The organism is Gemmobacter aquarius (genome assembly GCF_003060865.1).
Lineage (GTDB): Bacteria > Pseudomonadota > Alphaproteobacteria > Rhodobacterales > Rhodobacteraceae > Paragemmobacter > Paragemmobacter aquarius.
Window position 1 is genome coordinate 3,295,406 of sequence record NZ_CP028918.1, and the last position, 12,999, is coordinate 3,308,404.

The 12,999-nt window shown below is 64.4% G+C and carries 14 protein-coding genes; 9 read left to right on the forward strand and 5 right to left on the reverse strand.

From position 1 onward, the window contains the following. Positions 1–7 precede the first annotated feature (7 nt). From HYN69_RS15895 to groES, 4 genes are all read right to left on the reverse strand, one after another. Complete coding sequence (locus HYN69_RS15895) at positions 8–817, reverse strand: DMT family transporter (protein ID WP_108436604.1); 810 nt, start codon at positions 815–817, stop codon at positions 8–10. Continuing rightward, the gene (locus HYN69_RS15900) at positions 814–1,713 is read right to left on the reverse strand and encodes a DMT family transporter (protein WP_108436605.1); all 900 of its coding nucleotides are present in this window, start codon (positions 1,711–1,713) and stop codon (positions 814–816) included. The genes HYN69_RS15895 and HYN69_RS15900 overlap by 4 nt, the downstream gene beginning before the upstream one ends. A gap of 222 nt (positions 1,714–1,935) precedes the next feature. After that, positions 1,936–3,582, reverse strand: coding sequence for a chaperonin GroEL (groL, locus tag HYN69_RS15905; RefSeq protein WP_108436606.1), 1,647 nt, complete (start codon positions 3,580–3,582; stop codon positions 1,936–1,938). A 90-nt stretch (positions 3,583–3,672) separates the two neighbouring features. Next, the gene (gene groES / locus HYN69_RS15910) at positions 3,673–3,960 is read right to left on the reverse strand and encodes a co-chaperone GroES (protein WP_108436607.1); all 288 of its coding nucleotides are present in this window, start codon (positions 3,958–3,960) and stop codon (positions 3,673–3,675) included. 219 nt (positions 3,961–4,179) lie between these two features. Here groES and HYN69_RS15915 point away from each other — a divergent pair, with 219 nt between their 5' ends. From HYN69_RS15915 to HYN69_RS15950, 8 genes are all read left to right on the forward strand, one after another. Beyond that, positions 4,180–5,172 carry a TraB/GumN family protein gene (locus HYN69_RS15915; RefSeq protein WP_108437261.1) on the forward strand — a complete coding sequence of 331 codons (993 nt, stop codon included), beginning with the start codon at positions 4,180–4,182 and terminating at the stop codon, positions 5,170–5,172. Next, positions 5,169–5,912, forward strand: coding sequence for an N-acyl homoserine lactonase family protein (locus HYN69_RS15920; protein ID WP_108436608.1), 744 nt, complete (start codon positions 5,169–5,171; stop codon positions 5,910–5,912). Before HYN69_RS15915 ends, HYN69_RS15920 begins: the two co-directional genes overlap by 4 nt. 199 nt (positions 5,913–6,111) lie before the next feature. Beyond that, positions 6,112–7,029, forward strand: coding sequence for a manganese-dependent inorganic pyrophosphatase (locus HYN69_RS15925; protein ID WP_108436609.1), 918 nt, complete (start codon positions 6,112–6,114; stop codon positions 7,027–7,029). Between the two features lie 163 nt (positions 7,030–7,192). Continuing rightward, positions 7,193–8,080: a TIGR01459 family HAD-type hydrolase gene (locus HYN69_RS15930; RefSeq protein WP_108436610.1), complete on the forward strand. Its 888-nt coding sequence runs from the start codon at positions 7,193–7,195 to the stop codon at positions 8,078–8,080. Positions 8,081–8,192: 112 nt separating this feature from the next. Further along, the gene (locus HYN69_RS15935) at positions 8,193–8,648 is read left to right on the forward strand and encodes a MaoC family dehydratase (RefSeq protein WP_108436611.1); all 456 of its coding nucleotides are present in this window, start codon (positions 8,193–8,195) and stop codon (positions 8,646–8,648) included. Positions 8,649–8,678: 30 nt separating this feature from the next. After that, the gene (locus tag HYN69_RS15940) at positions 8,679–9,602 is read left to right on the forward strand and encodes a bifunctional riboflavin kinase/FAD synthetase (RefSeq protein ID WP_108436612.1); all 924 of its coding nucleotides are present in this window, start codon (positions 8,679–8,681) and stop codon (positions 9,600–9,602) included. A 143-nt stretch (positions 9,603–9,745) separates the two neighbouring features. Then, on the forward strand, positions 9,746–10,201 hold the full coding sequence (locus tag HYN69_RS15945; protein ID WP_108436613.1) for a YcgN family cysteine cluster protein: 456 nt from the start codon (positions 9,746–9,748) through the stop codon (positions 10,199–10,201). Between the two features lie 2 nt (positions 10,202–10,203). Beyond that, positions 10,204–11,238, forward strand: coding sequence for a threonine aldolase family protein (locus HYN69_RS15950; protein WP_108436614.1), 1,035 nt, complete (start codon positions 10,204–10,206; stop codon positions 11,236–11,238). Between the two features lie 48 nt (positions 11,239–11,286). Here HYN69_RS15950 and HYN69_RS15955 read toward each other — a convergent pair whose 3' ends face one another. Beyond that, positions 11,287–11,880, reverse strand: coding sequence for a 2-hydroxychromene-2-carboxylate isomerase (locus HYN69_RS15955; RefSeq protein ID WP_174213632.1), 594 nt, complete (start codon positions 11,878–11,880; stop codon positions 11,287–11,289). A gap of 90 nt (positions 11,881–11,970) precedes the next feature. Here HYN69_RS15955 and HYN69_RS15960 point away from each other — a divergent pair, with 90 nt between their 5' ends. Beyond that, positions 11,971–12,990, forward strand: coding sequence for a ribose-phosphate pyrophosphokinase (locus HYN69_RS15960; RefSeq protein WP_108436615.1), 1,020 nt, complete (start codon positions 11,971–11,973; stop codon positions 12,988–12,990). Positions 12,991–12,999: the final 9 nt, after the last annotated feature.

Consider the following 12,999-nt stretch of genomic DNA (forward strand, 5'->3'; position numbering starts at 1 on the left):
AATCGCTCTAGCGGTTGGCCACCAGCACCCCGCCCAGCACCAGCGCCGCAGGCAGCACAAAGGCCAGCCTGACCCCCTCACCCAGCACCAGCGCGCCGCCTGCCGCCGTGATCACCGGCACGGTCAGTTGCGCCGCCGCCGCTCGTGACCGGTCGAGCGTTGGCAAAACCGCATACCAAAGCGCATAGCCCAGCCCGCTTGTCACAGCGCCCGACACAATCGCCGGCCAAACCCCACCCGCCTGCGCCGTGCCAAGGTCGGCCCCTATTGCCCATGCGATGCCCGCACCAAAGGGCAAGGCCCAGACGAAATTCCCCGCCGTGGCCGCCAAGGCATCGCCTGCCTTCCTGCCTGCCAACGAATATAGGCCCCAGCCCGCCCCCGCCGCCACCATCGCGGCAAATGCCAAGCCGCCGCCCTTCCCCGCAGGGGTCAGCAGCACGACCAACCCGCCCAGCGCCAGCCCCACGCCCACCCAGCGCCGTGCTGGAACCGCCTCACCCGCTGCCCGCGCCGCTGCAAACATCACGACCTGCACCGTCCCGAACAGCAAAAGCGCGCCCGTCCCGGCATCGAGGTGCCCGTAGGCCAGCGAAAACCCGAACAGATAAACCAGCAGCCCCAGAACCCCCGCGACCGACCCGCGCAAGCGCGCCCCGCGCCAAAGCGCGATCAATGCAAGCACCGCAGCACCCGCCACCAGCCGCAGCAGGGCAAAGCCCGCCGGATCGATCAGCCCTTGGCCCACCGCCATGCGGTTCAGCACCGAATTTGCGGCAAAGGCCAGCATGACGACCGCGACCAGAAGCGCCTTCATACCACCCGCTCGGGCGCCGATGTCGCCCAAAGCACCCCGCCCAGCGCCACCGGAAAGCCCACAAGGTGATAGCTTGCGACCGTCTCGCCCAGAAAGACCACCGCCAGCCCCGCCCCGAACACCGGCATCAGATGCAGAAAGAACACCGACCGCGACGGCCCGATCCGCGCCACCGCCGCGTTATAGGCCAACAGGGCGACAACGGATGCAAAGACGGCAGTATAGGCGACCGACCCCAGCCCCGCCGCCGTCAGTGGCACATGCAGGCCGCGCGACATCTCCCACAGCATGAAAGGCAGCATGAACGCCGTCCCGATCATCGCGATGAAAAAGGTCAACCCCACGGGCGACAGCCCCTTTGGCCGGAACTTCAGCAAGACCGAATACAGCCCCCAGACCACCAGCGCGCCCAATATCCACGCATCCCCCACATTGAAATGCAGGTCGAGCAATCGCGCCGGATCGCCCCGCGCGATGATCCAGGCCACCCCGCAGAAACTGACGCCGATCCCCAGCGCCTGCCTGAGGCTCAACCGCTCGCGCAGCACGATCCAGGCGATGATCACCACGAAAACCGGCATAGTCGCGCTGACCAGCAGCGCGTTGATCGCTTCGGTCGAATGCAGCCCGATATAGGTCATCGACTGGAACATCCCCGCCGACAGCACCGCCATCCCCGCAATCAGCGGCAGATGCGCCCGCACCACGGCCCAATCGGCCCGAACCCGCCGCGCCTCGAACGGCAGCAGGATCAGCGTGGCCAGAAACCAGCGCCAGAAGGTCAGGCCAAAGGGCGGCACATCGGCCCGTATCGCGCGGCCCAGCACCCAGTTTCCCGCCCAACACAGCGAGGCGAGGGCCGCAAGACCGGCGGCGATGGCGAAATTCCGGTTCATGGGCAAAGGTTAAGGCGCGTCCGACCAAAGGGCAATGCTGCGCCCCCGCGATTTCTCACGAAGAAATCGCGCCGGAATTTGACGCAGATTCCGGGTCCAACCTTCCACCCGATTTTTGCGTCAAAAATCGTCGCGAAGTCTGCGTCAGACTTCGCCCGCACCAACGAAAAAGGGCGCGCCTCGCGGCACGCCCCCCGTTTTCTGCCAGCGTGGCAGGGATGATTACATCATCCCGTCCATGCCGCCCATTCCGCCCATGCCGCCGCCAGCGCCAGCGCCCGACTTGTCGGCCGGACGGTCAGCGATCATGCACTCGGTGGTGATCAGCAGCGAGGCGACCGAAGCCGCATCTTCCAGAGCGGTGCGAACCACCTTGGCCGGGTCGATGACGCCGAACTTGAACATGTCGCCATATTCTTCGGTCTGGGCGTTGAAACCGAACGACTTGTCGTTCGATTCGCGCACCTTGCCAGCCACGACCGAACCGTCGACACCGGCGTTCTGCGCGATCTGGCGAAGCGGAGCTTCCAGCGCGCGACGAACGATGTTGATGCCGTTGGTCTGGTCGGGGTTTGCACCGACCATGCCGTCGAGCACTTTGCCAGCCTGGATCAGGGCCACGCCGCCGCCAACGACGATGCCTTCCTGCACGGCTGCGCGGGTCGCGTTCAGCGCGTCGTCAACGCGGTCCTTGCGCTCTTTGACTTCGACTTCGGTCATGCCGCCGACCTTGATCACCGCAACGCCACCAGCCAGTTTGGCCACGCGCTCTTGCAGCTTTTCACGGTCGTAGTCGCTGGTGGTCTCTTCGATCTGGGTGCGGATCTGGGCCACACGCGCCGCGATTTCGGCCTTGTCGCCCGAACCGTCAACGATGGTCGTGTTGTCCTTGTTGATCGACACTTTCTTGGCGCGGCCAAGCATGTCGATCGTCACCGATTCAAGCTTCATGCCCAGATCGTCCGAGATCACCTGACCACCGGTCAGGATCGCGATGTCCTGCAGCATTGCCTTGCGACGGTCACCGAAGCCCGGAGCCTTGACGGCTGCGATCTTCAAACCGCCACGCAGCTTGTTGACGACGAGCGTGGCCAAAGCCTCGCCTTCGACGTCTTCGGCCACGATGATCAGCGGGCGCTGCGACTGGATCACGGCTTCCAGCAGCGGAACCATCGGCTGCAGCGACGACAGCTTCTTCTCGTGCAGCAGGATGTAGCAATCTTCAAGCTCGACGATCATCTTGTCGGCGTTGGTGACGAAGTAGGGCGACAGGTAGCCACGGTCGAACTGCATGCCTTCGACGACGGTGGTTTCCGTCTCGAGACCCTTGTTCTCTTCGACGGTGATCACGCCCTCGTTGCCGACCTTTTGCATCGCGTCAGCGATCTGGCGGCCGATTTCGACTTCGCCGTTGGCCGAGATGGTGCCAACCTGTGCGACTTCGGCGGTGTCCTTGACCGGACGCGCCGCTGCCTTGATCGCCGCGACGACCTTGGCGGTGGCCATGTCGATGCCGCGCTTGAGGTCCATCGGGTTCATGCCGGCCGCAACGGCCTTCATGCCTTCTTTGACGATGGCTTGGGCCAGAACGGTGGCGGTGGTGGTGCCGTCGCCAGCTTCGTCATTGGTGCGGGAAGCGACTTCCTTCACCATCTGTGCGCCCATGTTCTCGAACTTGTCGGCCAGTTCGATTTCCTTGGCGACCGAAACACCGTCCTTGGTGATGCGGGGCGCGCCGAAGGATTTCTCGATCACCACGTTGCGGCCTTTGGGGCCGAGCGTGACTTTGACGGCATCGGCAAGGATGTTCACGCCGCGCAGCATGCGGTCGCGGGCATCGGTATCAAAACGAACGTCTTTCGCACCCATGGGGGAGACTCCTGATGAATTTCTGTTGGCTGTGTCATGTCGGGCTTGCGCCCGCAGGGTGCGCGGTTACCGCGCACCTTGAACGCGTCCTCAGGCGATGATGCCGAGGATGTCGCTTTCTTTCATGATCAGCAGTTCCTGACCGTCGAGCGTCACTTCGGTGCCCGACCATTTGCCGAACAGGATACGGTCGCCGGCTTTCACCGACGGTGCGATCAGCTCGCCCGAATCCTTGCGCGCGCCTTCACCGACCGCGACGATCTCGCCCTCGGCGGGCTTTTCTTTCGCGGTGTCGGGGATGATCAGACCGCCCTTGGTCTTGTCTTCGCCTTGAATGCGCTTGACGAGCACGCGGTCATGCAGCGGTTTGAATGCCATCTGAGAACACTCCCTAGGTTCCAGGTTGAATTTGATTAGCACTCATTCTGGACGAGTGCTAACGAGGCCCGAGATAGGCGCATAAGCGCCAGCCGTCAAGAACCCGCAGTTGCAAAAATTGCCCGCCCCGCTGCTTGCAAAGCGGCTTTCGGCGGTATGCCGCCCTTGGCAGCGGCCCCTCGCGATGCCACCTTTGCCTTGCCCCGTCAGGAGACGCCCATGCACCGCCTTCTCGCGCCCCTTCTCGCCTGCCTTCTTCCCTTTGCCGCGCAGGCCGAATGTCGCGGCAGCAATGTGTTCGCGTCACTTCCCGCCGCCGAACAGGCCGCGATTCGCACCGCAACCGATGCCGCGCCCTACGCGCAGGGGCTGCTGTGGCAGGCCACGCGCGGCAACGAGAAGATCATCCTACTTGGCACCTACCATTTCGCCGACCCGCGCCACGATGCCATCATGGCCCGCGTGACCCCGCTGATCGACACGGCCACGACCCTGTTGGTCGAGGCTGGCCCGACCGAGGAAGCCGCCCTCATGGCCGACCTTGCGAAAGACCCCGCGCTCATCGTCGCGCAATCCGGCCCCACCCTGCCCGAGGCGCTGACCGAAGCCGAATGGCAACTGCTTTCGCAAGCGATGACCGCCCGCGGCATGCCCGCCTTCATGGTCGCCAAGATGCGCCCTTGGTATGTGACCATGCTGCTTGCCATCCCGCCCTGCGCCATGGCCGATCAGGCCGAACTCGCAGCCAACGGGCTGGACCAGCGCGTCATGGGATATGCGGGGGAAAAGGGCCTGCCCATCCTCGGCCTCGAGCCGCATGACACGGTGCTGACCCTGTTCAACGACATGCCCGCCGCCGAACAGTTGGGAATGATCCGCCAAGCCCTTACCACCGAACCGCAGGCCGAGGATTATTCGGCAACCCTCGCCGACAGCTATTTCGCCGAAGACGCCCGCCTGATCTGGGAATTGTCGCGCCACATGGCGCTGAAAATGCCCGGCTACACCCCCGAACAGGCCGCCCGCGATTTCGACGGCATGGAAGACGTGCTGATGACCGCCCGCAACCGCGCGTGGATACCCGTGTTGGAAAGCGCCGCTGCAAAGGGGCCGGTCTTCGCCGCCTTCGGCGCGCTGCACCTATCGGGGGAGACCGGCGTCCTCGCCCTGCTGGCGGCCGATGGCTTCACGCTCGAACGCCTGCCGCTATGATGTTTGCCGACCACCGTCTGATCCGCCTGACCATACTCGACTTCGGCAGCTTCGATGTCGGCGGCAAACGCATCATCGGCCTGCCGGGATACCTGCTGGAGACCGACAAAGGCGCACGCATCCTCGTCGATACCGGCATGCCCGCCGATTATGCGACCGACCCCGCCGCCGCCGACGCCCGCGATAGCTTGTCCAGCTTTGGCCACCTTTCGGCATATGGTCCCGAAAACACCCTGTCAGGCCAACTCGCCCGCCTTGGCCTCACGCTGTCGGACGTCTCGGCCTGCATCCTGACCCACGGCCATATCGACCACGCGGGGGGCCTGCCGCTTCTGACCTGCCCGCTGGTCCTGACCCGCACCGAACGCGCCGAACCGCGCCCGCTGTGGCACGGCAGCGCGCGGCCAATCGCTTGGCCCGATGTCGAAACCGTGATGGTCGACCGCGACACCCCGCTTTGCGACGGCATCACGCTGATCCCCACGCCCGGCCATACGCCCGGTCACATGTCGCTGCTGCTGGACCTGCCGCAAACAGGCGCCATCATCCTCGCCGCCGATGCGATCAACCGCGAAACCGAACCGGCCGAGGGCTTTCCCGATGCGATGGACTCCGTCGCAGCCGCAAGAAGCGCGGAACGCCTCTGGCAGTTGCAGGCGGTAACCGGCGCGAAACTGGTCTGGGGCCATGATCCGGCACAGTGGAAGACGCTTCGGAAAGCCCCCGACAGCTATTCCTGACCCCACGATTTTTCTGCGAAAAATCTGGCTCCCTCCTGCCACCTGCACTGCCACCGGCCACCCTGAATTTTCGCAGAAAATTCGTTGGGCGCACCACCCGCGCGAAAGCGCCGATCGCCGCAGCGCGGCGAGGGTGACAAGACGGCCGCCCTATCCTATACAGCCCGCCAAAAGCGCAACCCTGCATAGGTAGTCCCCCATGACCACTCTCGTCTTCGGCCACAAATCGCCCGACACCGATTCCACCGGATCACCCATCGTCTGGGCGTGGTATCTTTCGCACAAAGGCACCCCCGCCAAGCCGGTGCTGCTTGGAGAGCCGAACACAGAAGCCGCCTTCGTCCTGAAGCACTGGGATCTGCCCAAGCCCGAGATCATTTCGGACGTGACCGCCGACGACACCGTGGTGATCGTCGACACCAACAACCCCGCCGAACTGCCGCCGTCGATCAACGATGCCAAGATCACCGGCATCATCGACCATCACATGCTTGTCGGCGGCATCAAGACCAAGACGCCGATCGATATCACCATCCGCCCGCTCGCCTGCACCGCCACCATCCTGCACGACCTGATGGGCGACGACCTGTCCCACGCGCCGCGCGGCATCAAGGGTGCCATGCTGTCCTGCATCGTCTCGGACACGCTGGAATTCCGCTCGCCCACCACCACCCCGCATGACCGCGCCGTGGCCGAGAAACTCGCCGCCGATCTGGGCGTGAACCTCGGCGAACTGGCGACGGCGATGTTCGAAGCGAAATCCGACGTCTCGGCCTTTTCCGATGCTGCACTTCTGCGGATGGATTCGAAAGAATACACCGTCGCGGGCAAGGAACTGCGCGTCTCGGTGCTGGAAACCACCGCGCCGAAGGTCGTGCTCGACCGCAAGGCCAGCCTGATGGCCTCGATGGACGGCGTGGCGAAAGAAGACGGCGCCGATCAGGTGCTACTGTTCGTGATCGACATCCTGCGCGAAGAAGCGACCCTGCTGGTGCCGAACGATCTGGTCAAGCAACTGGCCGAAGCGTCCTTCGGCTGCACCGTCACCGGCGACACCGTCGTGATCCCGGGCCTGATGAGCCGCAAGAAGCAGATCATCCCCGCGCTCAAGCTGTAAGCGCCAAGGCGACCGCGGTTCCGTCCCGGGCTGCGGTCGCAATGAGTATTTGGGCAAGGGTGAAACCGCAGCCGGTTTCGTCTTGGACCACGCCGGATGGACCTGCGGAACCGAACCGCTACCTTGCGCCCTTGACGAAGCCACCCGCCCCGAAAGGCCCGCCATGACCGACCTGATCGACAGCCTTGCCGCCATCCCGGGCCAGTATGACGCGGTGTTCTGCGACCTTTGGGGCTGCCTGCACAATGGCAAAACCGCCTATCCCGCAGCCGTCGAGGCCCTGCGCGCCTTCAAGGCCAAGGGCGGCACCGTCGTGCTTTTGACCAACTCGCCCCGCCCCGCCGGCAGCGTGGAAAGCCAGATCGCCGGCCTGAACGTGCCGCGCGATTGCTGGGATGATATCGTCTCGTCGGGCGATGCCGCGCAATACGGGCTGTTCTCGGGCGCGGTGGGGGCCCGTGTCCACCACATCGGCGCGCCGAAAGACCTGACCTTCTTTCACGACATCTCGCCCGACCTTGCCCCCCTCGCCGCCGCACATCCCGTCACGCTCGTGCCGCTGCGCGAGGCCGAAGGCGTCGTCTGCACCGGCCTTGCCGATGACACCACCGAAACGCCCGACGACTACCGCGCCGCGCTGTTGCAGATGAAGGCGAACGGGTTGACCATGCTCTGCGCCAACCCCGACCTGATCGTCGATCTGGGCGACCGCCGGCTCTACTGCGCGGGCGCACTGGCTGCGGCCTACGAAGACATGGGTGGCACCGCGCTTTACTTCGGCAAGCCCCACCCGCCGATCTACGACCTCGCCCGCCGCCGCCTGACAGCCCTCACCGGCAAGGATGATCCGCGCATCCTGTGCATCGGCGACGGGGTGAACACCGATGTGCAGGGCGGCCAGTCCGAAGGGCTGGACACGCTGTTCGTCACGGCAGGGATCGCCGCGCATGAATTCGGCACCGATGCCAATGCACCCGACAAGACCCTGCTTGCTGCGTGGCTTGCCGAAAAGCAGCAATACGCCACCTATGCGATCCCGTTCCTGCACTAGCAAAGCAACAATATTACAATAAGCGCGACAAAACGGATTATTTATTACCGATCCGATTGCTCTGCGCCGCAGCATCGGCTAAAGTCCGGCCAACAGCATCAGGACCACGCCCATGTTCGCACGCGCCCTCGACAACCAGCCACGCGGCACGATCTGCATCGAAGACCTCGAAATCGGCATGACGCGATATCTGCTGAAAACGGTGACCGACCGCGATATCGAGATGTTCGCCGAGGTGTCGACCGACCGGAACCCGGTGCACCTCGACGATTCCTACGCGCAGGACACCATTTTCGAAGGCCGCATCGCCCATGGCATGCTGACGGCGGGCCTGATCTCGGCGGTGATCGGTGAACAGCTTCCCGGTCATGGCACGGTCTATCTGGGTCAAAGCCTGAAATTCATGGCCCCCGTCCGCCCCGGCGATACCGTGCGCGCCGAGGTCAAGGTGACAGCGATCGATCATGCCAAGCGCCGCGTCACCCTTGAAACCCATTGCGCCGTGGGTAATACGGTTGTCCTGAAAGGCGAGGCGCTGGTTCTGGCGCCAAGCCGCAAGTTCGACTGACAGCGCGGGCGCCCCCGCGCACGGGGTAAGATGCGCGTTCACCACCACTGGCAATCCCTGCCCCCCGATGCCCGCGGCACAAGCGTGGCGATGGGCAATTTCGACGGCGTCCACCTCGGGCACCGGTCGGTAATCGATCTGGCGCGTGGGGCAGCACCCTTGGGTGTGGTGACGTTCGAGCCGCATCCCCGTCAGGTGTTCCAGCCCGCCACCGCACCCTTCCGCCTGATGAACGCCGAAGCCCGCGCCAACCGTCTGGCGAAACTGGGGGTGGATGAACTTTACGAACTCCCCTTCGACGCCACGCTGTCGGGGCTGTCTCCGCAGGAATTCGCCCGCCAGATATTGGTTGACGGGCTTGGCGTCTCGCATGTCGTCGTCGGCGCCGATTTCCGCTTCGGTCAGGGCCGCAGCGGCACGGCCGATGACCTTGCAACCCTTGGCCGCACCCTTGGCTTTGGTGTCACCATCGCGCCGCTCCTGTCACTCGACGGGCAGGAAATCTCGTCCACCGCGATCCGTCAGGCGCTGGCCGATGGCCAGCCCCGCGCCGCCGCCGCCATGCTGGGCCACCTGCACCGCATCGAGGGCGAGGTGATCCATGGAGAAAAGCGCGGGCGCGAGTTGGGCTATCCCACCGCGAACATGTCGGTCGCGGGGCTGCACCTGCCGCGGCTTGGCGTCTATGCCGTGCGCGCCGATGTGCTGACCGGCCCGCAGGCGGGGGCTTACATGGGCGCTGCCAGCCTTGGCGTGCGGCCGATGTTCGGGGTGAACCAGCCCAACCTCGAAACCTTCCTGCTCGACTTCAAGGGCGACCTCTACGGCCAGCACCTTTCCATCGGCTTTGTCGATTTCCTGCGCCCCGAGCTGAAGTTTGATGGCCTGCCCGCGCTGATCACCCAGATGGAGGCCGATTGCACCAAGGCGCGGGGCATCCTCTCGACCCCCTAAATCCTTCTGCGAAGGATTTCGCCAACGAGTTTTCTGCGAAAACTCCCGCACTGGAATTTTCGCAGAAAATTCGCCCGCCCGATTTTTCGCAGAAAAATCGCGGCCCCCTTCCCTTCTGCCCGCCAAACAGGCACCTTCCCCGCATGACCGAAAAACTCCGCCCGCGCTTTTGGGAAACCGTTCCCCTGACCAAGATGACCCCCACGGAATGGGAGTCGCTGTGTGATGGCTGCGGCAAGTGCTGCCTGAACAAGATCGAATACGAAGACACCGGCGAGGTGGAATACACCCGCGTCGCCTGCCGCCTGCTTGACGGCGCGACCTGCCGCTGCACGCAATACCCGATCCGCCACCAGTTCGTGCCCGATTGCGTGCGCCTGACGCCTGAAACCCTGCCCAAGATCGCCTATTGGATGCCCGCCACCTGCGCCTACAAACGCCTGCACGAAGGCAAGACGCTGCTGGAATGGCACCCGCTGATCACGGGCGACCCCGAAAGCCCCCACACCACCGGCAATTCCATGCGCGGCCGCACCGTGCCGGAATACGAGGTGGATGAGGATGACTGGGACGATTACATCATCGAGGATCAAGCCTGACCATGTTCTTCGCCTCTGACAACGCCTCGGGCGCGCCGCCCGAAATCATGGCCGCCCTGCTGAAAGCCAACGCAGGCTATGACCGCAGCTATGGCGGCGACCGGATCATGGCAGAAGTCACCGCCCGTATCCGGCAGGTGTTCGAGGCCCCCGAAGCCGCCGTCTACCTTGTGGCCACAGGCACCGTCGCCAATGCGCTGGCCATCGCCACCCTCACCCCGCCATGGGGCGCAGTGTTCTGCCACCGCCACGCCCATATCGAAATGGACGAATGCGGCGCACCCGAATTCTACACCGCAGGCGCAAAGCTGGTGCTGGTCGACGGGGTGCATGGCCGCATGACGCCCGAAACCCTTTCGGCCGCGCTGGAAACCACGGGCGCAAGCGGCGTGCACGGCGTGCAGCGCGGTATGCTGTCGATCACCAACGTGACCGAGGCCGGAACCGTCTACACGCCCGCCGAAATCGCCGCCCTCACCGCGCAGGCGCGGGCGCGGGGCCTGCCCTGCCACCTCGACGGCGCACGCTTTGCCAATGCGCTTGTCGCCTTGGGCTGCACCCCTGCCGAAATGACATGGAAGGCGGGCATCGACGCCGTTTCCTTCGGCGGCACGAAAAACGGGCTTCTGGGCGTGGAAGCGGTCATCTTCTTCGACCCCGCCCACGCATGGGAATTCGAACTCCGCCGCAAACGTGCGGGGCACCTGTTTTCCAAACACCGCTACCTCTCGGCACAGATGCTCGCCTATCTGACCGATGATCTTTGGCTCACCCTCGCCGCACGCGCCAATGCCATGGGCGCAAGGCTGGGCGAAGGTATCGCTGCGCTCAACAGCGCGGCGCTGACCCACCCGACGCAAGCCAACATGGTCTTTGCCAATTGGCAGCAGGGTGGCCACGCCCGCCTGCAAGACGCCGGTGCGGTCTATTACGACCAGCGCCCCCTGCCCGATGGCCGCGAAACTGCCCGCATGGTCGCCTCGTGGTCGACGACCGAGGCTGACGTGGATGATTTCATCACCGCCCTGCGCGGCTGACCCAAGGCGCGGTTTTGAAGCTTAAGCTTCAAAACCGCGCCCCTTTGCCTAAAGCCTGCCGCCAAGATGCGCGTCCAGCATGTCAAGCCGGTCCTGCCCCCAGAACCTTGCGCCGCCGGTCACGAAGAACGGCACGCCGAAAACCCCCGCCGTCACCGCCTCTTCCAGATTGGCACCGTAGGTTTCCGCCGCCATCAGCATCCCGCGATCCGCAACCTTGGGGTCGAACCCGTTCGAGGCCAGCGCCGCCGCAATCACCTCGTCATCGCCGATGTCCTTGCCCTCGGCCCACATCGCCCGCCCGATCGCCTGCACGTAACCGGCAAGGTCGCCGCCCCCTGCCGACTGCGCCGCGATCAGCGCATAGGCGGCAGGCGCCGCATTGGGGCTGCGGAACAGCGGCTCGCGCAGGTCGACCCCCAGCAGCTTTGCCTGCCGCGCCCTGTCCTCGGCGGCATAGGAATTGCGCGACGGATGCCGTTCGTCCCGCACCTTGCCCCCCGTGCGCGGGAACAGCGCCGCCGGATCGAGTGGCTTGTAAACCAGCCGTGCCCCGTGCTGCGCCGCGATCTCGGCAGGCCGCCGTCCGGCCAGATACACCCAAGGGCTTTGCAGCGCCAAATAGTAATCAATCTGCTTCACTTGCAGCCCCTCTGCTTTCGCCCGTGTTCCCATCAGCGTATCGCGGTGATAAGGCACGTCCAACCCTTATCCGAGCCCACCGGAGACTCCATGGCAGCCATAACCGAACCGAAGCTGATCTCGGGCAATGCGAACCTGTCGCTTGCCAAAGCCATCGCCCGCCGGATGTCGATGCATCGCGGCATGTCGGTCAACCTTGTCGACGCACGGGTCGAGCGGTTCAACGATCAGGAAATCTTCGTCGAGGTGTTCGAAAACGTGCGCGGCGAGGATATGTATGTCATCCAGCCAACGTCGAACCCCGCAAACGACAACCTGATGGAACTGCTTATCATGGTCGATGCGCTGCGCCGGTCGTCGGCCAGCCGCATCACCGCGGTTATCCCCTATTTCGGCTATGCCCGCCAAGACCGCCGCGCCAAGGCCCGCACGCCGATTTCCGCCAAGCTGGTCGCAAACCTGATCGCCGAGGCAGGGGTTGACCGCGTGCTCACGCTTGATCTGCACGCGGCACAGATACAGGGCTTTTTCGACCTGCCGGTCGACAACCTTTATGCCAGCCCCGTCTTTGCGCTGGATATCGAGCACAACTTCAAGGGCCAGATGGATGATCTGATGGTCGTCTCGCCCGATGTGGGCGGCGTGGCCCGCGCGCGCGAATTGGCCAAGCGCATCCATGCGCCGCTCTCCATTGTCGACAAGCGCCGCGAAAAGGCGGGCGAGATTGCCGAGATGACCGTGATCGGCAACGTCGCCGGCAAGAAATGCATCATCGTCGACGACATCTGCGACACCGCAGGCACGCTGTGCAAAGCCGCCGAAGTGCTGATGGAAAACGGCGCAACCGAAGTGCACAGCTACATCACCCACGGCGTCCTGTCCGGCCCGGCGGTCGAACGCATCACCAAATCGGTGATGAAATCGCTTGTTATCACCGATAGCATCGAACCGACCGACAAGGTGAAAGCCGCCCCGAACATCCGGATCGTTCCCACCGCACCCATGTTCGCCCAAGCCATCCTGAACATCTGGAACGGCACCTCGGTGTCATCCCTGTTCGAGGTCGACACCCTCGTGCCGATCTACGAAGGCATGTACCAGCGTTCGTAAACCGCTGCG

Coding starts and splice junctions, on each gene's coding strand:
- HYN69_RS15915 (WP_108437261.1), top strand. CDS start 4,180: ATGCACCGCCTTCTCGCGCCCCTTCTCGCCTGCCTTCTTCCCTTTGCC.
- HYN69_RS15895 (WP_108436604.1), bottom strand. CDS start 817: ATGAAGGCGCTTCTGGTCGCGGTCGTCATGCTGGCCTTTGCCGCAAAT.
- groES (WP_108436607.1), bottom strand. CDS start 3,960: ATGGCATTCAAACCGCTGCATGACCGCGTGCTCGTCAAGCGCATTCAA.
- groL (WP_108436606.1), bottom strand. CDS start 3,582: ATGGGTGCGAAAGACGTTCGTTTTGATACCGATGCCCGCGACCGCATG.
- HYN69_RS15950 (WP_108436614.1), top strand. CDS start 10,204: ATGTTCTTCGCCTCTGACAACGCCTCGGGCGCGCCGCCCGAAATCATG.
- HYN69_RS15945 (WP_108436613.1), top strand. CDS start 9,746: ATGACCGAAAAACTCCGCCCGCGCTTTTGGGAAACCGTTCCCCTGACC.
- HYN69_RS15900 (WP_108436605.1), bottom strand. CDS start 1,713: ATGAACCGGAATTTCGCCATCGCCGCCGGTCTTGCGGCCCTCGCCTCG.
- HYN69_RS15925 (WP_108436609.1), top strand. CDS start 6,112: ATGACCACTCTCGTCTTCGGCCACAAATCGCCCGACACCGATTCCACC.
- HYN69_RS15960 (WP_108436615.1), top strand. CDS start 11,971: ATGGCAGCCATAACCGAACCGAAGCTGATCTCGGGCAATGCGAACCTG.
- HYN69_RS15930 (WP_108436610.1), top strand. CDS start 7,193: ATGACCGACCTGATCGACAGCCTTGCCGCCATCCCGGGCCAGTATGAC.
- HYN69_RS15935 (WP_108436611.1), top strand. CDS start 8,193: ATGTTCGCACGCGCCCTCGACAACCAGCCACGCGGCACGATCTGCATC.
- HYN69_RS15940 (WP_108436612.1), top strand. CDS start 8,679: ATGCGCGTTCACCACCACTGGCAATCCCTGCCCCCCGATGCCCGCGGC.
- HYN69_RS15920 (WP_108436608.1), top strand. CDS start 5,169: ATGATGTTTGCCGACCACCGTCTGATCCGCCTGACCATACTCGACTTC.